The sequence below is a fragment of the Streptomyces sp. NPDC090127 genome, from assembly GCF_044746945.1.
In the GTDB taxonomy this organism is placed as follows: Bacteria; Actinomycetota; Actinomycetes; order Streptomycetales; family Streptomycetaceae; genus Streptomyces.
Genome location: NZ_JBIVDE010000006.1, coordinates 464,773 through 484,192 on the forward strand (window position 1 = coordinate 464,773; position 19,420 = coordinate 484,192).

Sequence of the window (19,420 nt, forward strand, 5' to 3'; positions counted from 1 at the left end):
ACATCAGTGACTTTCCGGACGCACCTCGAGTTCCCGCTGCCCGCCCCTTTCCCCGTACATCTTCGCGATCACGGCCTCGATGTCCGGCTCCCGCACCGACAGATCCACCAGCGGATACCGCTCCGCCACCGCCGCCACCAGGGGCGCGGCCGACATCGAGGAGGGGAACGCCAGCCACTGCCTCGGCCCTTCCGCGCGGAGGAAGCGGGCGCCCGGGAGGTCGATCGGAGGAAGGGGACGCTCCAGGTCCACCATCAGGACGCGTTCGCTCCCGCCCGCCTCGTGCAGACCCGTCAGCCCGCCGTCGTACATCAGCCTGCCATGGTCGATCACCATCACCCGGTCGCACAGCTGCTCGATGTCCGTCAGGTCGTGCGTCGTCAGCAGCACCGTCGTGCCCCGCGCGGTGTTCAGCTCGCGCAGGAACTCCCGTACCCGCGCCTTCGACACCACGTCCAGGCCGATCGTCGGCTCGTCCAGGTACAGCACGTCCGGGTCGTGCAGCAGCGCCGCCGCGATGTCGCCCCGCATCCGCTGACCCAGCGACAGCTGCCGGACCGGTACGTCGAGCAGGTCGCCCAGCTCCAGCAGCTCGACGCAGCGCGCCAGGTTCTCCGCGTACCGCTCGTCCGGGATGCGGTACATCCGGTGCATCAGCCGGTACGAGTCCTTCAGCGGCAGGTCCCACCAGAGCGTCGTCCGCTGCCCGAAGACCACCCCGATCCGCTGCGCCAGCCGGGTCCGCTCGCGCGACGGGTCGATCCCCGCCACCCGCAGCCGGCCCCCGCTCGGGGTGAGGATGCCCGTCAGCATCTTGATCGTCGTCGACTTCCCGGCGCCGTTCGGGCCGATGTAGCCGACCATCTCGCCCCGCGCCACGCCGAAGCTGATCCCGTCGACCGCCCGCACCTCGCGCTTCTCCCGGCGCAGCAGCCCCGTCTTGCGGCGTACCGAGAAGACCTTCTCCACCTGGTCGAGTTCGATGAATGTCATGGGCCCCGCGTCTCCTCAGCTTCCCGATCTGCGCTGCTTCCCGATGTGCTCTGCTTCCCGATCTCCTCAGCTTCCCGATCGACTCAGCTTCCCGTGCTCCGGTACGAGCGGAGGCCCGCCCGCCACGCCAGCGTCGCCAGGCCGCAGCACACCGCCGCCACCAGCGGCGACCCGAACGCCAGCCACCCCGGCACCCCGGCCGGCGCCTCCCGGCCCAGCACGTACAGCGCCGGCAGCCAGTTCACGAACGCCAGCGGTACGACGTACACGACACCCCGCACCAGGTCCTGCGCGAAGATCGTCGGCGGATACTGGAGCAGCGTGTTCCCGCCGTACGTGAACGAGTTCGTCACCTCCGCCGCGTCCTGCGCCCAGAACAGCACGGACGCGCCGACCACCATCACCGCGGAGAAGATCACCGCGCCGCTCACCAGCGCCACCGGCAGGAGCAGCAGCTTCAGCGCCGTCCACTCCACGTCGACGATGCACAGCGCCCAGACCAGCACGAACAGGCCCTGCGTCACCCGGCCGAGCCGCCGCAGCGCGAACTTGTCCGCCGCCACCTGCGCGAGCACCGGCGCCGGCCGCGTCAGGAACGTGTCCAGCGAGCCGTCCCGCACCCGCCTGCCCATCCGCTGCACCGAGCCCATCGTCAGGTCCGCGATGCCGAAGGACGTGCTGGTCGTGCCGTACAGGAACGCGACCTCGGCGAACGAGAAGCCGCCGAGCCCCCGCACCTGACCGAACATCAGCAGGATCACGACGAAGTCGAAGAAGGTGACGGAGAAGGAGGAGAAGAGCGTCAGCGCGAAGGAGGTGCGGTACGTCATCGTCGAGCGGATCCACATCCCCGCGACCATCCGGTACACACGCAAGGAGTCAGCCACCCTGCACCACCACCTTCCGGGTCGCCATCTGCTGCGCGAGGCGTCCCGCCGCGAGCAGGACCGTCGCCCAGGCGAGCTGGAAACCGTACGCACCCACGAGGCCCCAGCCCTCGTACTTCTCCAGATAGACGTCCGCCGGGATCTGCAGCATCGACGCCCACGGCAGCACCCGCGCCACCTCCCCCAGCACGCCCGGGAAGACGTTGAGCGGCAGCAGCATGCCCGAGAAGAAGAGCCCGCCCAGCCACGCGACCTGCACCACCCCCTGACCGTCCATCAGCCAGAACGCGGACATCGCGACCAGGTACCAGATCGCGAAGCTGACGACCGACCCCAGCGCCACGGCCAGCAGGAACGCGAGCCAGGTCGTCGCCCGCGACGGCAGCCGGACGTCGAAGGCGAGCGCCCCGACCGTCATCGGCACCACCCCGCGGGCGAGCAACTGATACGCGCCCCGGCCCGCGTTGGCCGAGAACCACCAGGCTTGGAGGTCCGCGGGGCGGTACAGGTCGACGGCGATGTCACCCGTACGGATCCGCTCGATCAGCTCGTCCTCGAACCCGCCACCCATCAACCCGCACACCGCGATCAGCCCCTGGCCGATCCACACATAGGCGAGCGCGTCCGCCATGTCGTAGCCGCCCAGCCGGGGCCGCTCGTCCCACAGGGCGATGAAGGTGTACGACAGGATGAAGCCGAAGACGGTGTTGGTGAACACCCCCGCCGCCGTGGCCATCCGGTACGTGGCATGGCGTCTGAACCCACCCGTGGCCACCGTCGCATAGAGCCGCAGCATGCCCCGTTCCCCCTTCGACGACTCGACGACTCGGCGACCACTCGATACCTGGGCGTCTCGGTGCCTCAGTGGCTCGACGACGTCATGACCCGATCGCACCAAAGCGCACGACCCTAGCGGCCCGCGCTCCGCCACCGCGAGTGCTTTTCGAGTCGCATTACGGAGGTTTTGGCCCGATACGTGCACTATGGGGTGGTCATGCCTCCTTCATCCGGTACGGGAGCTCCAGACATGAGCGACGACCAGCCTGATCGTTCCCACCGGCCCGGCTGGGCGCCCAGGGATCCCACCCTCCCCCCGCCTCCGCGTCGTCGCCCGCGCCGCTCGCGCCCCCGGCGCGTCCTACGGGCGCTCATCGGCACGTTCCTCCTCGCCGGCGTGCTGGCCGTCGGCGGCTTCCTCGCCGGCTACCTGCTCGTCGAGATCCCGCCCGCCAACGCCACCGCCACCGCCCAGTCGAACGTGTACCTCTACCGGGACGGCACCACGATCGCCCGCGCCGGCGAGGTCAACCGCGAGAACGTCCGCCTCGCGCAGGTCCCCCTCGCCGTCCGGCACGCCGTACTCGCCGCCGAGGACCGCGACTTCTCCTCCGCCCGCGCCGTCGACCCCAAGGCCATGGTCCGCGCCGCCTGGAACACCCTCACCGGCAAGGGCCGGCAGTCCGGCTCCACCCTCACCCAGCAGTACGTCAAGAACTACTACCTGGGCCAGGAACAGACCGTCACCCGCAAGGTGAAGGAGTTCTTCATCGCGATCAAGCTCAACCGCGAGAAGAGCAAGGACCAGATCTTCGAGGGGTACCTGAACACCAGTTACTTCGGCCGCAACGCCTACGGCATCCAGGCCGCCGCCCGCGCCTACTACGGCAAGGACGCCGGTGACCTCGACACCGCCGAGGGCGCCTACCTCGCCTCGCTCCTCAAGGCACCCAACGCCTACGACGTGGCGACCCACCCCGAGAACCGCACGAAGGCACTCGCCCGCTGGCGCTACGTCCTGGACGGCATGGTCAAGGAGCGGTGGCTCTCCCCCGCCGACCGGGCCGCCGTCACCTTCCCGACGCCGCAGACCGCCCGCCCCGCCACGGGGCTCGCGGGGCAGCGCGGCTACCTCGTCCAGGCCGTCGAGGAGTACCTCACCTCGCACGGCGTCATCGACGAGAAGACCCTCGCCGGCGGCGGCTACCGCATCACCACCACCCTGGAGAAGGAGAAGCAGGACACCTTCGTCACCGCCGTCGACGAGCAGGTCATGACCCGGCTCGACCCGGCGAGGAACCCCGCCGACCGGTTCGTACGGGTCGGCGGCGCGGCCATCGACCCGGCGAGCGGCCGGGTCGTCGCCCTGTACGGCGGCATCGACTACACCCGGCAGTACGTCAACAACGCGACCCGCCGCGACTACCAGGTCGGCTCCACCTTCAAGCCCTTCGTCCTCGCCGCCGCCCTGCAGAACGCCTCGCTCACCCAGGACGGCGAACCGATCACCCCGAACACCTACTACGACGGCGCCGACAAGCGGCCGGTCCAGGGCTGGACCGGGGCCGTGTACGCGCCGGCCAACGAGGACGACGCCTCGTACGGCGAGATCACCGTCAAGACCGCCACCGACGACTCGGTCAACGCCGTGTACGCGCAGATGGCCGTGGACGTGGGGCCCGCGAAGGTCAGGGAGACCGCCGTCGCCCTCGGCCTGCCCGCCCGCACCCCCGACCTCAACGCGTCCCCCTCGATCGCGCTCGGCCCGGCCACCGCGAGCGTCCTCGACCTGGCCGAGGCGTACGCCACCCTCGCCAACCACGGCCGCCACGGCACGTACACCCTCGTCGAGGAGGTCACCAAGGACGGCGAGACCCTGAAGCTGCCGGCCTCCGCCCCCCGCCAGGCGGTCAGCAGGGAGGCCGCCGACACGACGACGGCGGTCCTGCGGAGCGTCGTGGAGAGCGGTACGGGAACGGCGGCGCTGGCGGCCGGGCGACCGGCGGCGGGCAAGACGGGCACGGCCGAGGACGACAAGGCCGCCTGGTTCGCGGGCTACACCCCCGACCTGGCGACGGTCGTCACGATGATGGGCCAGGACCCGGAGACGGGCAAGCAGATGCCGCTGCACGGAGCGCTCGGGCAGCCCCGGATCAGCGGCGGCGGGGCGCCGGCGCAGATCTGGGCCCAGTTCACCCGCGACGCGCTGGCGGGCACGGAGCCCCGGGACTTCGAACTCCAGCTGGGCGAGGGCGCGCAGGACTGGCTGGAACCCGTCGACCCCTCACAGCCGGACCTGCCGACGGAGGGAGACGAAGGGTCCCCGCGAGACGAGACCGCCCAGGCGGGCCCGGAACGCCTTCGCGACCAGCCCCCGGGCCGGACTGCTCAGGAGCTGCGGGGGCAGGACCTGCGGGGCCAGGACCTGCGCGGACAGGACCCGAGGGGCCAGGACCCGAGAGGCGGGCCGTACGAGCGGGGTCCCGGCCAGACCGGGCCGCACGAGCCAGGTCCCGGCCAGACCGGGCCGCACGAGCCGGGTCCCGGCCAGACCGGACAGGAGCCGCGCGGCGGACAGGAACCGCGCGGCGGCCCGGACCAGCGCGGCCCGGACCAGCGCGGGCCGTACGAGCGCGGGACAGAGCCGCGCGCCCCCGAGCAGGCGCTGCCGGGTCAGTGACCCGAGGTCGCCTTCAGACCCACCACCGCCACCAGCAGCAGCACGACGAAGAAGATCCGGGCGGCGGTCGCCGGCTCACCGAGCACCACCATGCCGAGCACCGCCGCACCGGCGGCGCCGATGCCGACCCAGACGCCGTACGCCGTACCGATCGGCAGCGTCTTGGCGGCGTGCGAGAGCAGCATCATCGAAGCGACGATCCCCAGGCCGGTGAAGACGCTCGGCCAGAGACGGGTGAAACCGTCCGTGTACTTCATGCCGATCGACCAGCCGACCTCGAGCAGACCGGCGACGATCAGAAGAACCCAAGCCATGACGACGAACCTCCGCGAGACGGAACAACAGGGGTGCGTCGTCTTTGCGTGAAGCCCGGTACGGCGCGTCTCGTCGGGTGTCTCCAGCGTAGCAAAGGGCAGACAAAAGGCCTGGTGACACCGGTCACCAGGCCTTCGGCCGATCGGCAGGGACAGCCGTCCCGAAGGCGCCCTACAGGTAGAGCCCCGTCGTGTCCTTGGAGCCCTCGAAGCGGTCCGCGGCCACCGCGTGCAGGTCGCGCTCCCGCATCAGGACGTACGCCACGCCCCGCACCTCGACCTCGGCTCGGTCCTCGGGGTCGTACAGAACCCGGTCACCGGTCTCGACCGTACGGACGTTCTGGCCGACCGCGACGACCTCGGCCCAGGCCAGCCGACGGCCGACGGCGGCGGTCGCCGGGATGAGGATGCCCCCGCCCGAGCGCCGCTCCCCCTCGGGGGAGTCGGTCCGGACCAGCACGCGGTCGTGGAGCATCCGGATGGGCAGCTTGTCGTGGGTGTTGTCGCTCACGGTCCGAACCTACCTGGCCGGGCGTGTCGGCCGTACCCGGGAGTGGTCATCCCCCGCGCTTGCGCGAGGTGACCGCGAGCAGCCCGACGAGGGCCACCGCGACGAGCGCCACCGGAACGACCCGTTCCAGCCGCGGCGCGCCGTCCTCGTGCGTGAAGCGCGCCTTCACGTCGGACACGGTCCGGTTGACGGCGGCGAACGCGCGTCCGGCGGTGTGGTCGACCGTGGAGGCGACCCTCGCCTTCGCGTCGCCGACGATGGTCTTCGGGTGCACCCGAATGCCGATCTCGTCGAGAGTGACGGCGAGCTGCTCGCGCCGGCGGACGATGTCCGCCTCGATCTGCGCAGGGGTCCTGGCGTCCGACACCGCGCTGCCTCCGTAGTCGTAATCGGTCGTTGACGGACAGTCTCTCAGTTTCTTGGTCCGCGGTCTGTCTCAGGCCCCCATTAGGCTCGGGCGTGTACGCCCAGAAACCCCCGAGGAGAGCCATGAGCGAGCGACTTCAGCCCGGTGACACCGCCCCCGCCTTCACCCTGCCCGACGCGGACGGCAACGAGATCTCGCTCGCGGACCACAAGGGCCGCAAGGTCATCGTCTACTTCTACCCCGCCGCGCTCACCCCCGGCTGCACGAAGCAGGCCTGCGACTTCACCGACAACCTCGACCTGCTGGCCGGCGCGGGCTATGACGTCATCGGCGTGTCGCCGGACAAGCCGGAGAAGCTGGCGAAGTTCCGCGAGCAGGAGCACCTGAAGGTCACGCTGGTCGGCGACCCGTCGAAGGAGACGCTGGAGGCGTACGGCGCGTTCGGTGAGAAGAAGCTGTACGGCAAGACGGTGACCGGCGTGATCCGCTCGACGGTCGTGGTGGACGAGGACGGCAAGGTCGAGCGCGCGCTCTACAACGTGAAGGCGACGGGCCACGTCGCCAAGATCCTCAAGGACCTGGGCATCCAGGCCTGAGGCGAGGGGCGAACGGCCCTCTCTCCGGGGCCGTCCGTCCCGCCGGGAACGTGACGGACGCCTCAATTCCCCGCCACTTCCGTTTGCGATCGTCATGACCGTGCAGACGTCCTTCTTGGACTGCCACCCCGAGAAAGGACGTACGGTCATGTCGGCCACCGACCGGACCACCCCCGAGGCCGACCCGGCCGCGGCCCGCAGACGGCACCCCCGGCTGTTCCGGGCGATCACACGGCGGCAGCAGCCGCCCCTGCGCCGGACGGACATCACGGTGACCGACGAGGCCGCGGTGAAGCGCGCCGTGAAGGCCGCCTCGCTGGGCAATGCCATGGAGTGGTTCGACTTCGGCATCTACGCCTACCTCGCCGTCACCCTCGGCCACGTCTTCTTCCCCGCCGGGAACGACACCGTCCAGCTGCTGTCGTCGTTCGCCACGTTTGCGGTCGCATTCCTCGTGCGGCCCCTCGGCGGCATGGTGTTCGGTCCGATGGGCGACAGGATCGGCCGCAAGAAGGTCCTGGCCCTGACGATGATCCTGATGGCGGTCGGCACCTTCGCGATCGGCCTGATCCCGTCGTACGCCTCGATCGGCTTCTGGGCCCCGGTCCTGCTGGTCCTCTTCCGCATGCTGCAGGGCTTCTCCACCGGCGGTGAGTACGGCGGCGCGTCGACGTTCATCGCCGAGTACGCCCCCGACCGCCGACGCGGCTTCTTCGGCAGCTTCCTGGAGTTCGGCACCCTCGCGGGGTACGTCGGCGCGGCGGGCCTGGTCACGGCGCTCACCACCTGGCTCGGCTCCGACACGATGGAGGCATGGGGCTGGCGCGTACCGTTCCTGGTGGCCGGGCCGCTCGGCCTGGTCGGCCTCTACCTGCGGATGCGGCTCGACGAGACACCCGCCTTCCAGAAGCTGGAGAGCGAGGCGGCGCGCGCCTCGGAGGCGGCCGACGCGGTGGAGACCTCCACCAAGGGCGACCTGGCCAAGATCTTCCGGCAGCAGTGGCCGACGCTGATCCTGTGCATCGCCCTGGTGGGCGCGTACAACATCACCGACTACATGCTGCTGTCGTACATGCCGACGTACCTCTCCGACGAGCTCGGCTACAGCGAGACCCACGGCCTGCTGATCCTGCTGCTGGTGATGGTCTTCCTGATGCTGATCATCACGCAGGTGGGACGGCTCAACGACCGGTTCGGCCGCAAGCCCGTCCTGATGGCGGGCATGCTGGGCTTCCTCTTCCTGTCGCTGCCCGCGTTCCTGCTGATCGGCCAGGGCGGCATCCCGGCGATCACGGCGGGCATGCTGATGCTCGGCCTCTCGCTGGTCTGCATGCTCGGCACGATGTCGGCGGCGCTCCCGGCGCTCTTCCCGACCGATGTGCGCTACGGCTCCCTGTCCGTCGGCTACAACGTGTCGACGTCGCTGTTCGGCGGTACGACCCCGCTCGTCATCACGGCCCTGATCGGCGCGACCGGCAGCAACCTGATGCCCGCGTACTACGCGATGGGCGCGGCGCTCGTCGGCGTGGTGGCGGTGGCCTGCATGAAGGAGACCGCCCAGCGCCCCCTGGAGGGCTCGCCCCCGTCGGTGGAGACCCCGGAGGAAGCGGCGGAACTCGTCATGTCCCAGGCTCCCGAACCGAAGTTCTGACGCCCACGAGCGCAGGAACGGCCCGCACCGGACACCGCCGGCGCGGGCCGTTCTTCGCGGCTGCCGACAGATGTCGGGACATCGACGAGGTCATCGCCTTCGACGGCGCCGAGAACCTGCGGCTGCTGTCCCAACTGCCGTGCTGTCACCACCACCTGGTGCCGAGGAGGGCAGCGGGTAAGGTAAGGGGCGCCACTCGCGCCCGTACGCCACCCGGTGAGCGGCGATCTTTAGGTGGTCGCGTATGTCGGTTCGAATCCGACCGGGCGCACCGAAGGCGACGGTCCAGCGCGTTCCACGCTGCTGGACCGTCGACCGTGTCCTCAGCCCAGCAGCTCCCGTACCACCGGCACCAGCGCCCGGAACGCCTTGCCGCGGTGGCTGATCGCGTTCTTCTGGGCCGGGGTCAGCTCCGCGCACGTCACGTCGTGACCGTCCGGCTGGAGGATCGGGTCGTAGCCGAAGCCGTTCGTGCCGACGGGCGCGTGGCGGAGGGTGCCCGGCATGCGGCCCTCCACCACGCGCTCCGTGCCGTCGGGGAGGGCCAGGGCCGCCGCGCACGCGAAGTGGGCCGCGCGGTGGGGGTCGGCGATGTCGCCGAGCTGGGCCAGGAGCAGCTCCAGGTTGGCGCGGTCGTCGCCGTGGGTGCCGGACCAGCGGGCCGAGAAGATGCCGGGCGCGCCGTTCAGGACGTCGACGCAGAGGCCGGAGTCGTCGGCGACGGCCGGCAGGCCGGTGGCCTGGGCCAGGGCGTGCGCCTTGAGCAGCGCGTTCTCGGCGAAGGTGACGCCGGTTTCCCTGACGTCGGGGATCTCCGGGTACGCGTCCGCGCCGACGAGCTCGTGGGTGAGGCCTGCGTCGGCGAGGATCGCGTGGAGTTCGGTGATCTTCCCGGCGTTGCGGGTGGCGAGGATGAGACGGGTCATGGTCCCGATTATCCCGGGGTGCAGACCTTTCCGATCTCGGCGGCCGCTTCGGTGATCGGCGTGATGTCCGGGGTGGTGTCGCCGTTGTCGACGGCGGTCTTCACGGTTTCGACGCCCTTGGTGAGGTCGTCGACGGCCTTGGACAGGTCGGCGTTGTCGGTCGTGTCCTGGAGGTTGCCGAGCTCCGTGGAGATGTCGTTCAGGGCCTCGTTGAGCTGCGTCGGGTCGTTGGAGGCGTTGGAGACGGCCTGCGAGAGCTTGTCGACGCTGGTGGCTATCGCGTCGGCGGTCGCGACACAGTCCATCGCCTTGTCGAGTGCTCCGCAGCCGACGAGGGTGGTGGTGAGTACGGCTGCCGAGGCCATGGCGAGTGCGAGACGGCGCTTCAAGACGGGTCCTCCCCGGTGGATATGGATGACGGGTGCACGACGGTGGCCGTACACCCGTGCCCATGATGACGCCGTGGCGGCCCGCGGAGTTCCGTACCGCGTGCCCTCCTTGGTCCCGGGAGGTTTTCCCTAGAGCGTTCCTTCGAGGGCCTTGCGCTGGATCTCGGCGAGTTCGGCGCAGCCGCCGGAGGCGAGGTCGAGGAGGGCGTTGAGCTCCTTGCGGTCGAAGGGCTCGGCCTCGGCGGTGCCCTGGACCTCGACGAAGCGGCCGTCGCCGGTGCAGACGACGTTCATGTCGGTCTCGGCGCGGACGTCCTCCTCGTAGCAGAGGTCGAGGAGGGGGACGCCGTCGACGATGCCGACGGAGACGGCGCCGACGATGCCGGTGAGCGGCTTGCGGCCGGCCTTGACGAGCTTCTTGCCCTGGGCCCAGGCGACGGCGTCGGCGAGGGCGACGTACGCGCCGGTGATGGCGGCGGTGCGGGTGCCGCCGTCGGCCTGGAGGACGTCGCAGTCGAGGACGATGGTGTTCTCGCCGAGGGCCTTGTAGTCGATGACCGCGCGCAGGGAGCGGCCGATGAGGCGGGAGATCTCGTGCGTGCGGCCGCCGATCTTGCCGCGGACGGATTCGCGGTCGCCGCGGGTGTTGGTGGCGCGGGGGAGCATCGAGTACTCGCCGGTGACCCAGCCTTCGCCGCTGCCCTTGCGCCAGCGCGGGACGCCTTCGGTGACGGAGGCGGTGCAGAAGACCTTGGTGTCGCCGAAGGAGATGAGGACGGAGCCCTCGGCGTGCTTGCTCCATCCGCGTTCGATGGTGACGGGGCGGAGCTGTTCGGGGGTACGGCCGTCGATACGAGACATGGGACGAGCGTAGCCGTACGCGACGGGGGCCCGGTCCCCTGTCGGACCGGGCCCCCGTCGGGGTGACTCAGCGGTGTGTCGGCTGTCCGCCGGTGGCGAGTCGACCGTGTGTCAGCTGCTCACATCATGTCTTCGATGTCGGCGGCGATCGGGTCGGCGTCGGTGCCGATGACGACCTGGATCGCGGTGCCCATCTTGACGACGCCGTGGGCGCCGGCTGCCTTGAGCGCGGCCTCGTCGACGAGGCTCGGGTCGACCACCTCGGTGCGCAGGCGGGTGATGCAGCCCTCGACCTCTTCGATGTTCTCGATGCCGCCGAGCCCGGCGACGATCTTCTCAGCCTTGCTGGCCATGTCTTTCTCCCTGTCCGTTCCTGTTCGAAGAACGTGAGTCTCGGCGCACCGACGGTCCGCTTTGTCACGGTAACCCACGGTTGGCCCAACTTCGCGAGCGAGTGCCCTCGTTCTGCCGAATGATGACGATCACCGGCGACCTGCCCTCAGCGGGCTCCGGGAGCCTACCGCAACTGGTCTACACCAGTCTGCAACGCGAGTCGGGCCCGTTCTGTTCCGGGTCAGGGAGGACGCCGATGAGTACGGACAGCGCAGCCGCCGCGCCGAAGAAGTCGATGTGGGGCGGCCTCTTCCAGGGGCTGCAGAAGATGGGGCGCAGCCTCCAGCTCCCCATCGCCGTACTGCCGGCGGCCGGCATCCTGAACCGGCTGGGTCAGCCGGACGTCTTCGGTGCGGACGGTCTCGGCTGGGACAACGTCGCCAAGGTGATGGCGGGCGCCGGTGGCGCCCTGCTCGACGGCAACCTGGGCCTGCCCCTGCTGTTCTGCATCGGTGTCGCGATCGGTCTGGCCAAGAAGGCGGACGGCTCGACCGCGCTCGCGGCCACGGTCGGCTTCCTCGTCTACTACAACGTGCTGCGCCAGTTCCCCGAGGACTGCCCGGCGGGCACGGCGGACATCAACGGTGGCTGCGTGGACCCGCAGCAGGTCTTCACCGGCTACACGTACCAGAACCCGGGCGTCTTCGGCGGCATCGTCATCGGCCTGCTCGCGGCCTGGTTCTGGCAGCGCTACCACCGGGTGCGGCTGGTGGACTGGCTCGGCTTCTTCAACGGCCGCCGGCTCGTCCCGATCATCATGACGTTCGTCGCGATCGTCTTCGCCGCGCTGTGCCTGTGGGTCTGGCCGCCGATCGGCGACGCGCTGGAGAACTTCAGCGACTGGCTGGTGGGCCTGGGCGCCTGGGGTTCGGGCATCTTCGGCGTCGCCAACCGCGCGCTGCTCGTGATCGGTCTGCACCAGTTCCTGAACGTGCCCATCTGGTTCCAGTTCGGCACGTACACCAGGCCGGACGGCACGACGGTGCACGGCGACATCCCGATGTTCCTGGCGGGCGACCCGGAGGCGGGTCAGTTCCTGACGGGCTTCTTCCCGATCATGATGTTCGCGCTCCCGGCGGCGGCGCTGGCGATCACGCACTCCGCGAGGCCGCACCGGAGGAAGGAGGTGGGCGGCCTGATGCTCTCGGTGGCGCTGACCTCGTTCGTCACCGGCATCACGGAGCCGATCGAGTACTCGTTCCTCTTCGTCGCCCCGCTGCTCTACGTGATCCACGTGCTGCTGACGGGTGTGTCGATGGCGGTCACGTGGGCGCTGGGGGTGAAGGACGGGTTCAGCTTCTCGGCGGGTCTGATCGACTACGTCATCAACTGGAACCTCGCGACGAAACCATGGCTGATCATTCCGATCGGGCTCGGCTTCGCGGTCGTGTACTACGTGATCTTCCGGTTCGCGATCACCAGGTTCAACCTCCCGACGCCGGGCCGTGAGCCGGAAGAGGTGGCGGAGGAGATGGACCGCGAGACGACGAAGTAGCCCGAACCGGAACGCCCCGAACCGGGGGCGTTCGCCCCCTTCGCGGAGCCCGCCAGGCCCCTGGACCTCACGGTCCGGGGGCCTGCTTCCGTTCACGCCGCGCGATGGTCCGAGCACACAGAATTCGCAGGTTCCTTATCTAAGTCTCACGTGCTACAACTGGTCTACACCACTCATTGGTGTAGACCACGCGGTCCAGTCCACCGCGTTCCACGAGACGCCGCCGTCACCCCCTTTTCCTTGTCCTCTGGCGGCGCCTTGCCTACTGGAGGAAGTTGATGAGTACGGCCACCGCCCAGGCCGCCGCTCCCGCGAAGAAGCGCGGATCCGGCCTGTTCCAGGGCCTGCAGAAGGTCGGTCGCAGCCTGCAGCTGCCGATCGCCGTCCTGCCGGCCGCGGGTATCTTGCTCCGTCTCGGCCAGCCCGACGTCTTCGGCAAGGACGGCCTCGGATGGGACAAGGTCGCCTCCGTGTTCGCCACGGCCGGTGACGCAGTCTTCGCCAACCTGCCGCTGCTGTTCTGCATAGGCGTGGCCATCGGCTTCGCGAAGAAGGCCGACGGCTCCACCGCCCTCGCCGCGCTCGTGGGCTTCCTGGTCTACAGCAACGTTCTGAAGGCCTTCCCGGTCACCGAGGCCGTCGTCAACACCACCGAGAACGGCGGCGTCGACGTCGCGGCGACGTACAACAACCCGGGTGTCCTCGGCGGCATCCTGATGGGTCTGCTCTCCGCGGTGCTGTGGCAGAAGTACCACCGCACCAAGCTGGTCGACTGGCTCGGCTTCTTCAACGGCCGCCGCCTCGTCCCGATCATCATGGCCTTCGTCGGCACCCTCGTCGGCGTGGTCTTCGGCCTGGTCTGGGAGCCCATCGGCAACGGCATCTCCAACTTCGGCGAGTGGATGACCGGCCTCGGTTCCGTCGGCGCCGGCCTCTTCGGCCTCATCAACCGCGCGCTGATCCCGGTCGGCATGCACCAGTTCGTGAACACCGTCTCCTGGTTCCAGCTCGGTGACTTCACCGACGCCGCCGGCAAGGTCGTCCACGGCGACATCGGCCGCTTCTTCGCCGGTGACCCGACCGCCGGTCAGTTCATGTCCGGCTTCTTCCCGATCATGATGTTCGGCCTCCCGGCCGCCGCGCTCGCCATCGCGCACTCCGCCCGCCCGGAGCGCCGCAAGGCCGTCCTCGGCATGATGATCTCCCTCGCGCTGACCTCCTTCGTCACCGGTATCACCGAGCCGATCGAGTTCACCTTCATGTTCATCGCCCCGGTGCTGTACGTGATCCACGCGATCCTCACCGCCATCTCGATGGCCGTGACCTGGGCGCTCGGAGTCCACGCCGGCTTCACCTTCTCGGCAGGCGCGATCGACTACCTGCTGAACTGGAACCTGGCCACGAAGCCCTGGATGATCATCCCGATCGGTCTGGTCTTCGCCGCGATCTACTACGTGGTCTTCCGCTTCGCGATCACCAAGTTCAACCTCCCCACCCCGGGCCGCGAGCCCGAGGAGGAGATCGAGGACCTCACCAAGGCGTGAGCCTGACGTGACCTCGTACGAAGGCCCCCGGAACCGTCCAGGTTCCGGGGGCCTTCGCCGTACGCAGCCGTACGCAGCCGTACGCGGCCGTCCGTGAGCGGGCTCAGATCTCGTACACCGCGCCCGCGTACGCCAGCTCCGACGGGCCGTCGAAGGTCGCGCGGGCGTCGTCGAGGTTCTGTTCGCCGTCCGTCCACGGGGGGATGTGGGTCAGCACCAGGCGGCCCACCGAGGAGCGGGTCGCCTCCGCGCCCGCCTCGCGGCCGTTGAGGTGGAGGGCCGGGATGTCCTCCTTGCCGTGCGTGAAGGACGCCTCGCAGAGGAACAGGTCCACGCCCGCCGCCAGTTCGTGCAGGGAGTCGCAGACGCCGGTGTCGCCGGAGTACGCCAGCGAACGGCCGCCGTGCTCGATCCTGATGCCGTACGCCTCCACCGGGTGGCACACCTTCTCCGTACGCACGGAGAACGGGCCGATCCGGAAGGAGCCCGACTTCAGGGTGCGGAAGTCGAAGACCTCGCTCATCGACGTGTCCGAAGGGGTGTCGGCGTACGCCGTGGTCAGGCGCTGCTCGGCGCCCTCCGGGGCGTAGACCGGGAGGGCGTCGCAGCGCCCGCCCTCGTGGCGGTAGTAGCGCGCGACGAAGTACCCGCACATGTCGATGCAGTGGTCGGCGTGCAGATGGCTGAGGAAGATGGCGTCGAGGTCGTACAGACCGATGTGGCGCTGCAGCTCGCCCAGGGCGCCGTTGCCCATGTCGAGGAGCAGCCGGAAGCCGTCGGCCTCTACGAGGTAGCTCGAACAGGCCGAGTCCGCGGACGGGAACGACCCGGAGCAGCCGACGACGGTGAGCTTCATGGAGCGTGAACCTCCGAGGGCGGAGAGCGGCGGGGGAGGTCGTGCGATGCGTCGAGCGTAAGGCGCGACCCCGCTCGTCGCTCCTCCGTGGCGGCCTGTTGTGGGCGAACTCACGGGCTCTGTCACCGGTTCGGATGGACCTGGGGCGGGAGCGCGCGGGGTGCTGGCGACCGGTAACGTCCTGGGGTATGGACACGTCCTGGTGGCCGGCGCTCGTCGCGGTCGTGGTGATCGCGCTGGTGGTGGCGCTGGTGGACGGCCGGAAACGGTCGGCGCGGCGGCCCGGTGGCGGGAAGCGCCCGTCGGCGCGGCGACCCGGAGGGGGAAAGCGCCCGTCGACGCGGCCTTCGACCGGTCCCTCGCCCCGGCCTTCGACCCGGCCCTCCACCCGGCCGCCCGTCCGGCCGCGCGCGCCGGGGACGGCGTCGGCGCGGGTCCCCCGGGCGGGCGAGATCTGGTGGGCCGACGTGCCCTACGAGGACGGCCCCGGATCGAAGGACCGGCCGTGTCTGGTGCTCGCGCTGCGCGGCGGCTCCGCGCTCGTCGCCAAGATCACCAGCAGGCACCACGACGAGCGGCCGGGCGTCATCGCGCTGCCGCCGGGCACCGTCGGGGACGCGCGGGGGCGGCCGAGCTTCCTGGAGACGGACGAGCTGCGGGAGGTCCCGGTGGGGGAGTTCCGCAGGAAGGTGGGAACGGCGGACCCGGTCGTCTGGGACCAGGTCCGCCACCTGGCGTGACCGCGGGGCGATCACCGCTCCGGGGGGATGCCTCTCACGCCCAGAGCTGGCCCTGGACCGTTTCGATCGCCTCTTCCGTCGTCGCCGCCGTGTAGAGGCCCGTCGACAGGTACTTCCAGCCGCCGTCCGCCACCACGAAGGCGATGTCCGCGCTCTCGCCCGCCTTCAGCGCCTTCTGGCCGACGCCGATCGCCGCGTGCAGCGCCGCGCCCGTGGAGACGCCGGCGAAGATGCCCTCCTGCTGGAGGAGTTCCCGGGTGCGGGTGACCGCGTCGGCGGAGCCGACCGAGAAGCGGGTGGTGAGGACGGAGGCGTCGTACAGCTCGGGGACGAAGCCCTCGTCCAGGTTCCGCAGCCCGTACACCAGGTCGTCGTACCGCGGTTCGGCGGCGACGATCTTGACGTCCGGCTTGTGCTCGCGCAGGTAGCGGCCGACGCCCATCAGGGTGCCGGTGGTGCCCAGGCCCGCCACGAAGTGCGTGACGGAGGGCAGGTCGGCCAGGATCTCGGGGCCGGTGGTGGCGTAGTGGGCACCCGCGTTGTCCGGGTTCCCGTACTGGTAGAGCATCACCCAGGAGGGGTTCTCCGCGGCGATCTCCTTGGCGACCCGTACCGCCGTGTTCGACCCGCCCGCCGCCGGGGACGAGACGATCTCGGCGCCCCACATGGCGAGCAGCTGGCGGCGCTCCTCGCTGGTGTTCTCCGGCATGACGCAGACGATGCGGTAGCCCTTGAGCTTGGCCGCCATCGCCAGCGAGATCCCGGTGTTCCCGCTGGTCGGCTCCAGGATGGTGCAGCCGGGGGTGAGCCGGCCGTCCTTCTCGGCCTGCTCGATCATGTGGAGCGCGGGGCGGTCCTTGACCGAGCCGGTGGGGTTGCGGTCCTCCAGCTTGGCCCAGATGCGGACGTCGTCCGACGGGGAGAGCCGGGGCAGGCGGACCAGGGGCGTGTTGCCGACCGCCGCGAGCGGGGAGTCGTAACGCATGTGGATCAGACCATGCCGCCGGCCACGGCCGGCAGGATCGTGACGTTGTCGCCGTCGGTCAGCTTGGTCTCGATGCCGTCGAGGAAGCGGACGTCCTCGTCGTTGAGGTAGACGTTGACGAAGCGGCGCAGCTGGCCGTTGTCCACGATGCGGGCCTCGATCCCGGCGTGGCGCTTCTCCAGGTCGGCGAAGAGCTCGGCGAGCGTCGCACCGCTGCCCTGAACGGCCTTCTCGCCGTCGGTGTAGGTGCGGAGGATGGTCGGGATGCGGACCTCGATGGCCATGGCGTGGGCTCCTGTCGGGAGTGGCGTGGAAGGCGCGCGGCTGTCGCCCCCGCGCGGGGTGTGGTGCTTCTCGGGGCGCTGGTCGGGAGCGCCCCCGCTCACATCGCGCTGGCGAGACGGCACAGGTCGACGTGCAGCCGCGCCACGAGCAGCGCGCTGCCCGGCGTCGTCACTTCGCTCACGTCGTGGGAAACCATGCGGTCATCGTATCGATTCCCGGTCCGGGTTCCGGAATGTGATCTCACATGGCGGACGCTTCCTGCTCGACTGGCGGACCGGGCAGGTAGAAGACGGTGGGCGTGCCGGTCCTCGGATGCGGGATGACCTCGGCTTCCACCCCGTAGACCGTCCGCAGCAGACGCGGGGTGAGGACGTCGGCGGGCGGCCCTTCGGTGACCACCCGGCCGCGCTCCAGGACGTAGATCCGGTCGCAGTAGGCGGCGGCGAGGTTGAGGTCGTGCAGCGCGAGGAGGTTGGTGGTGCCCAAGTCACGGACGAGGCGCAGCACTTCGAGCTGGTAGCGGATGTCGAGGTGGTTGGTGGGCTCGTCCAGGACGAGCAGCGCCGGGTCCTGGACGAGGGCGCGGGCGACCAGGGCGCGCTGGCGTTCGCCGCCGGAGAGGGTGGGGTACGGGCGGTGGGCCAGCTCGGCGATGCCGACCCGGGCGAGGGCGGCCTCGGCGAGCGTCCGGTCGGCGGCCGTGTCGCCCTCCCAGAAGCGTTTGTGCGGGGAGCGGCCGAGGGCGACGAGTTCGTGGACGGTCAGCTCGAACTCGGTGGCGCCGTCCTGGGGGACGGTCGCGATCCGGCGGGCGCGCGCCTTGGGCCCGAGGGCGGACAGGTCGGCGCCGTCGAGGAGGATGCTGCCGCCGGTGGGGGCGAGGGTGCCGTAGACGCAGCGGAGCAGGGTGGTCTTGCCGCTGCCGTTGGGGCCGACGAGTCCGATGGTCTCGCCGGGGCGTGCCGTGAGGTCGGCGTCGATCAGCCGGTTCTCGTACGAGACTCCCCGCAGGCGCAGCTCGGTCGGGCGGGGGGCGCGGCTCATACCGGGCTCCCTTCGGCGCGGCGGCGCATGAGCCAGAGGAAGAAGGGGCCGCCGATGAGGGCGGTGAGGACGCCGACGGGGATGTCCTGGGGCGCGGCGACGGTCCGGGCGGCGAGGTCGGCCAGGATCAGGGCGAGCGCGCCGCCGAGCGCGGCGACCGGCAGGAGGCGGCGGTGCGGCGCGCCGACGGCCATCCGGGCGGCGTGCGGGACCATCAGCCCGACGAAGCCGACGGCGCCGCTGACGGAGACCATGACGGCGGTGACGAGCGAGGCCAGGACGAAGACGGCCGCGCGGAAGCGTGCGGTGTCCAGGCCGAGGACGGTCGCGCCCTCCTCCCCGACGAGGAGCAGGTCGAGGGGGCGGGCGAGGGCGACCAGGAGCCCGGTGCCGAGGGCGACGACGACGGCGGGCAGGGCGAGCGCGTCCCAGCGGGCGCTGCCGAGGCCGCCGAGGGACCAGAACATCGCCTCCTGGAAGTGTTCGGGGCGGCGGGCCAGGACGAGGGCGAGCGTGGTGAGCGCGGACAGGATGTACGAGACGGCGACGCCCGCGAGGACCAGCCGGGCACCGGTCATGGTCGAGCCGCGCCGGGCCAGCGCGTAGACGAGGACGAGGGCGAACAGGGCGCCGGCGAAGGCCCCGGCGGGCATGGCGACGGTGGTGGTGACCCCGCCGCCGATGCCGAGGACCAGGACCAGGACGGCGCCGGCGGAGGCCCCGGAGGAGATCCCGAGGAGGAAGGGGTCGGCGAGCCGGTTGCGGACCAGGGCCTGCAGGACGGCGCCGACGACGGCGAGCCCGGCGCCGACGACCGCGCCGAGCAGCACGCGCGGCAGCCGGACGTCGAGCACGATCGTGCGGTACGGGGAGGGGGCGGCGCGGCCGGTGAGGATCTCGGCGACCTGGCCCACGGGTATCCGTACGGATCCGAGGGCGACCCCCGCGACGACGGCGAGGCCGAGCGCGACGAGCAGCCCGCCCACGACGAGCAGGTACCGCGCGGGCCCCCGGGCGGGGGCGGGCTGGTCGGACCGCACGGCCCGCTCAGGCCGCACGGTCTCCCCCGCCGTCGCCCCCGCCGTCTCCCCCGCCGCCGCCCCCGCCGTCTCCCCCGCCGTCGTCA

General features: G+C 70.6%; 22 protein-coding genes, 1 tRNA gene and 1 riboswitch. Of the genes, 7 read left to right on the forward strand and 16 right to left on the reverse strand.

Annotation, left to right across the window (positions count from 1 at the left end):
• Positions 1-3: 3 nt before the first annotated feature.
• From ACIPPS_RS24055 to ACIPPS_RS24065, 3 genes are all read right to left on the reverse strand, one after another.
• On the reverse strand, positions 4-993 hold the full coding sequence (locus tag ACIPPS_RS24055; protein ID WP_401435572.1) for an ATP-binding cassette domain-containing protein: 990 nt from the start codon (positions 991-993) through the stop codon (positions 4-6).
• A gap of 83 nt (positions 994-1,076) precedes the next feature.
• On the reverse strand, positions 1,077-1,853 hold the full coding sequence (locus ACIPPS_RS24060) for an ABC transporter permease (protein ID WP_401435835.1): 777 nt from the start codon (positions 1,851-1,853) through the stop codon (positions 1,077-1,079).
• A 19-nt stretch (positions 1,854-1,872) separates the two neighbouring features.
• Positions 1,873-2,673, reverse strand: coding sequence for an ABC transporter permease (locus ACIPPS_RS24065; protein ID WP_401435838.1), 801 nt, complete (start codon positions 2,671-2,673; stop codon positions 1,873-1,875).
• Between the two features lie 234 nt (positions 2,674-2,907).
• Here ACIPPS_RS24065 and ACIPPS_RS24070 point away from each other — a divergent pair, with 234 nt between their 5' ends.
• Positions 2,908-5,337: a transglycosylase domain-containing protein gene (locus ACIPPS_RS24070; RefSeq protein WP_401435574.1), complete on the forward strand. Its 2,430-nt coding sequence runs from the start codon at positions 2,908-2,910 to the stop codon at positions 5,335-5,337.
• Here the strand turns inward: ACIPPS_RS24070 and ACIPPS_RS24075 are convergent.
• From ACIPPS_RS24075 to ACIPPS_RS24085, 3 genes are all read right to left on the reverse strand, one after another.
• Positions 5,331-5,651, reverse strand: a complete 321-nt coding sequence (locus ACIPPS_RS24075; RefSeq protein WP_401435577.1) for a DMT family transporter — start codon at positions 5,649-5,651, stop codon at positions 5,331-5,333. The genes ACIPPS_RS24070 and ACIPPS_RS24075 overlap by 7 nt on opposite strands.
• Before the next feature lie 32 nt (positions 5,652-5,683).
• Positions 5,684-5,753, reverse strand: a riboswitch (guanidine-III (ykkC-III) riboswitch).
• 70 nt (positions 5,754-5,823) lie between these two features.
• A complete protein-coding gene (locus tag ACIPPS_RS24080; protein WP_260229654.1) occupies positions 5,824-6,162 on the reverse strand; it encodes a co-chaperone GroES in 339 nt (112 codons plus the stop codon).
• Between the two features lie 46 nt (positions 6,163-6,208).
• Positions 6,209-6,529 (reverse strand): DUF3618 domain-containing protein, encoded by a 321-nt coding sequence (locus ACIPPS_RS24085; protein WP_401435579.1) that lies wholly within the window; start codon positions 6,527-6,529, stop codon positions 6,209-6,211.
• 122 nt (positions 6,530-6,651) lie between these two features.
• Between ACIPPS_RS24085 and bcp the strand changes: the two genes are divergently transcribed.
• From bcp to ACIPPS_RS24100, 3 genes are all read left to right on the forward strand, one after another.
• Entirely contained in the window at positions 6,652-7,125 is a 474-nt protein-coding gene (gene bcp, locus ACIPPS_RS24090) for a thioredoxin-dependent thiol peroxidase (RefSeq protein ID WP_401435581.1), read from the forward strand.
• A gap of 148 nt (positions 7,126-7,273) precedes the next feature.
• Positions 7,274-8,776: a glycine betaine/L-proline transporter ProP gene (proP, locus tag ACIPPS_RS24095; protein WP_401435583.1), complete on the forward strand. Its 1,503-nt coding sequence runs from the start codon at positions 7,274-7,276 to the stop codon at positions 8,774-8,776.
• 198 nt (positions 8,777-8,974) lie between these two features.
• A tRNA-Leu gene (locus tag ACIPPS_RS24100) sits at positions 8,975-9,047 on the forward strand.
• 52 nt (positions 9,048-9,099) lie between these two features.
• Here the strand turns inward: ACIPPS_RS24100 and rdgB are convergent.
• The 4 genes from rdgB to ACIPPS_RS24120 all read right to left on the reverse strand — a co-directional run bounded on the left by rdgB (position 9,100) and on the right by ACIPPS_RS24120 (position 11,305).
• A complete protein-coding gene (gene rdgB, locus ACIPPS_RS24105) occupies positions 9,100-9,702 on the reverse strand; it encodes an RdgB/HAM1 family non-canonical purine NTP pyrophosphatase (protein ID WP_401435585.1) in 603 nt (200 codons plus the stop codon).
• Between the two features lie 8 nt (positions 9,703-9,710).
• Positions 9,711-10,067 (reverse strand): hypothetical protein, encoded by a 357-nt coding sequence (locus tag ACIPPS_RS24110; protein WP_401435841.1) that lies wholly within the window; start codon positions 10,065-10,067, stop codon positions 9,711-9,713.
• 153 nt (positions 10,068-10,220) lie between these two features.
• Entirely contained in the window at positions 10,221-10,952 is a 732-nt protein-coding gene (gene rph, locus ACIPPS_RS24115; RefSeq protein WP_401435588.1) for a ribonuclease PH, read from the reverse strand.
• A gap of 119 nt (positions 10,953-11,071) precedes the next feature.
• On the reverse strand, positions 11,072-11,305 hold the full coding sequence (locus tag ACIPPS_RS24120) for a glucose PTS transporter subunit EIIB (RefSeq protein WP_401435590.1): 234 nt from the start codon (positions 11,303-11,305) through the stop codon (positions 11,072-11,074).
• 236 nt (positions 11,306-11,541) lie between these two features.
• On the opposite strand from ACIPPS_RS24120, the gene ACIPPS_RS24125 reads away from it, so the two are divergent.
• Positions 11,542-12,840 carry a PTS transporter subunit EIIC gene (locus ACIPPS_RS24125; RefSeq protein WP_401435592.1) on the forward strand — a complete coding sequence of 433 codons (1,299 nt, stop codon included), beginning with the start codon at positions 11,542-11,544 and terminating at the stop codon, positions 12,838-12,840.
• A 278-nt stretch (positions 12,841-13,118) separates the two neighbouring features.
• Positions 13,119-14,384 carry a PTS transporter subunit EIIC gene (locus ACIPPS_RS24130; protein WP_401435595.1) on the forward strand — a complete coding sequence of 422 codons (1,266 nt, stop codon included), beginning with the start codon at positions 13,119-13,121 and terminating at the stop codon, positions 14,382-14,384.
• Positions 14,385-14,487: 103 nt separating this feature from the next.
• Here ACIPPS_RS24130 and ACIPPS_RS24135 read toward each other — a convergent pair whose 3' ends face one another.
• Positions 14,488-15,240 carry an MBL fold metallo-hydrolase gene (locus ACIPPS_RS24135; protein ID WP_401435598.1) on the reverse strand — a complete coding sequence of 251 codons (753 nt, stop codon included), beginning with the start codon at positions 15,238-15,240 and terminating at the stop codon, positions 14,488-14,490.
• Positions 15,241-15,428: 188 nt separating this feature from the next.
• Between ACIPPS_RS24135 and ACIPPS_RS24140 the strand changes: the two genes are divergently transcribed.
• Positions 15,429-15,980 carry a type II toxin-antitoxin system PemK/MazF family toxin gene (locus tag ACIPPS_RS24140; protein WP_401435601.1) on the forward strand — a complete coding sequence of 184 codons (552 nt, stop codon included), beginning with the start codon at positions 15,429-15,431 and terminating at the stop codon, positions 15,978-15,980.
• Positions 15,981-16,014: 34 nt separating this feature from the next.
• Here ACIPPS_RS24140 and ACIPPS_RS24145 read toward each other — a convergent pair whose 3' ends face one another.
• The 5 genes from ACIPPS_RS24145 to ACIPPS_RS24165 all read right to left on the reverse strand — a co-directional run bounded on the left by ACIPPS_RS24145 (position 16,015) and on the right by ACIPPS_RS24165 (position 19,352).
• The gene (locus ACIPPS_RS24145; RefSeq protein ID WP_401435603.1) at positions 16,015-16,965 is read right to left on the reverse strand and encodes a PLP-dependent cysteine synthase family protein; all 951 of its coding nucleotides are present in this window, start codon (positions 16,963-16,965) and stop codon (positions 16,015-16,017) included.
• A 5-nt stretch (positions 16,966-16,970) separates the two neighbouring features.
• Positions 16,971-17,249: a MoaD/ThiS family protein gene (locus ACIPPS_RS24150; protein WP_401435606.1), complete on the reverse strand. Its 279-nt coding sequence runs from the start codon at positions 17,247-17,249 to the stop codon at positions 16,971-16,973.
• 98 nt (positions 17,250-17,347) lie between these two features.
• Positions 17,348-17,446 carry a putative leader peptide gene (locus tag ACIPPS_RS24155; protein ID WP_361962636.1) on the reverse strand — a complete coding sequence of 33 codons (99 nt, stop codon included), beginning with the start codon at positions 17,444-17,446 and terminating at the stop codon, positions 17,348-17,350.
• A gap of 44 nt (positions 17,447-17,490) precedes the next feature.
• The gene (locus ACIPPS_RS24160) at positions 17,491-18,294 is read right to left on the reverse strand and encodes an ABC transporter ATP-binding protein (RefSeq protein WP_401435608.1); all 804 of its coding nucleotides are present in this window, start codon (positions 18,292-18,294) and stop codon (positions 17,491-17,493) included.
• Positions 18,291-19,352: a FecCD family ABC transporter permease gene (locus ACIPPS_RS24165; protein WP_401435844.1), complete on the reverse strand. Its 1,062-nt coding sequence runs from the start codon at positions 19,350-19,352 to the stop codon at positions 18,291-18,293. Before ACIPPS_RS24165 ends, ACIPPS_RS24160 begins: the two co-directional genes overlap by 4 nt.
• Between the last annotated feature and the right edge of the window lie 68 nt (positions 19,353-19,420).

Excerpts from the sequence above, each read along its gene's own strand:
- ACIPPS_RS24075 (WP_401435577.1), bottom strand. The coding sequence starts at position 5,651 with ATGGCTTGGGTTCTTCTGATCGTCGCCGGTCTGCTCGAGGTCGGCTGG.
- ACIPPS_RS24160 (WP_401435608.1), bottom strand. The coding sequence starts at position 18,294 with ATGAGCCGCGCCCCCCGCCCGACCGAGCTGCGCCTGCGGGGAGTCTCG.
- ACIPPS_RS24070 (WP_401435574.1), top strand. The coding sequence starts at position 2,908 with ATGAGCGACGACCAGCCTGATCGTTCCCACCGGCCCGGCTGGGCGCCC.
- ACIPPS_RS24140 (WP_401435601.1), top strand. The coding sequence starts at position 15,429 with ATGGACACGTCCTGGTGGCCGGCGCTCGTCGCGGTCGTGGTGATCGCG.
- ACIPPS_RS24145 (WP_401435603.1), bottom strand. The coding sequence starts at position 16,965 with ATGCGTTACGACTCCCCGCTCGCGGCGGTCGGCAACACGCCCCTGGTC.
- ACIPPS_RS24130 (WP_401435595.1), top strand. The coding sequence starts at position 13,119 with ATGAGTACGGCCACCGCCCAGGCCGCCGCTCCCGCGAAGAAGCGCGGA.
- ACIPPS_RS24150 (WP_401435606.1), bottom strand. The coding sequence starts at position 17,249 with ATGGCCATCGAGGTCCGCATCCCGACCATCCTCCGCACCTACACCGAC.
- ACIPPS_RS24110 (WP_401435841.1), bottom strand. The coding sequence starts at position 10,067 with ATGGCCTCGGCAGCCGTACTCACCACCACCCTCGTCGGCTGCGGAGCA.
- proP (WP_401435583.1), top strand. The coding sequence starts at position 7,274 with ATGTCGGCCACCGACCGGACCACCCCCGAGGCCGACCCGGCCGCGGCC.
- bcp (WP_401435581.1), top strand. The coding sequence starts at position 6,652 with ATGAGCGAGCGACTTCAGCCCGGTGACACCGCCCCCGCCTTCACCCTG.
- ACIPPS_RS24055 (WP_401435572.1), bottom strand. The coding sequence starts at position 993 with ATGACATTCATCGAACTCGACCAGGTGGAGAAGGTCTTCTCGGTACGC.
- ACIPPS_RS24120 (WP_401435590.1), bottom strand. The coding sequence starts at position 11,305 with ATGGCCAGCAAGGCTGAGAAGATCGTCGCCGGGCTCGGCGGCATCGAG.
- rph (WP_401435588.1), bottom strand. The coding sequence starts at position 10,952 with ATGTCTCGTATCGACGGCCGTACCCCCGAACAGCTCCGCCCCGTCACC.
- ACIPPS_RS24135 (WP_401435598.1), bottom strand. The coding sequence starts at position 15,240 with ATGAAGCTCACCGTCGTCGGCTGCTCCGGGTCGTTCCCGTCCGCGGAC.
- ACIPPS_RS24125 (WP_401435592.1), top strand. The coding sequence starts at position 11,542 with ATGAGTACGGACAGCGCAGCCGCCGCGCCGAAGAAGTCGATGTGGGGC.
- rdgB (WP_401435585.1), bottom strand. The coding sequence starts at position 9,702 with ATGACCCGTCTCATCCTCGCCACCCGCAACGCCGGGAAGATCACCGAA.
- ACIPPS_RS24155 (WP_361962636.1), bottom strand. The coding sequence starts at position 17,446 with ATGGTTTCCCACGACGTGAGCGAAGTGACGACGCCGGGCAGCGCGCTG.
- ACIPPS_RS24060 (WP_401435835.1), bottom strand. The coding sequence starts at position 1,853 with ATGGTCGCGGGGATGTGGATCCGCTCGACGATGACGTACCGCACCTCC.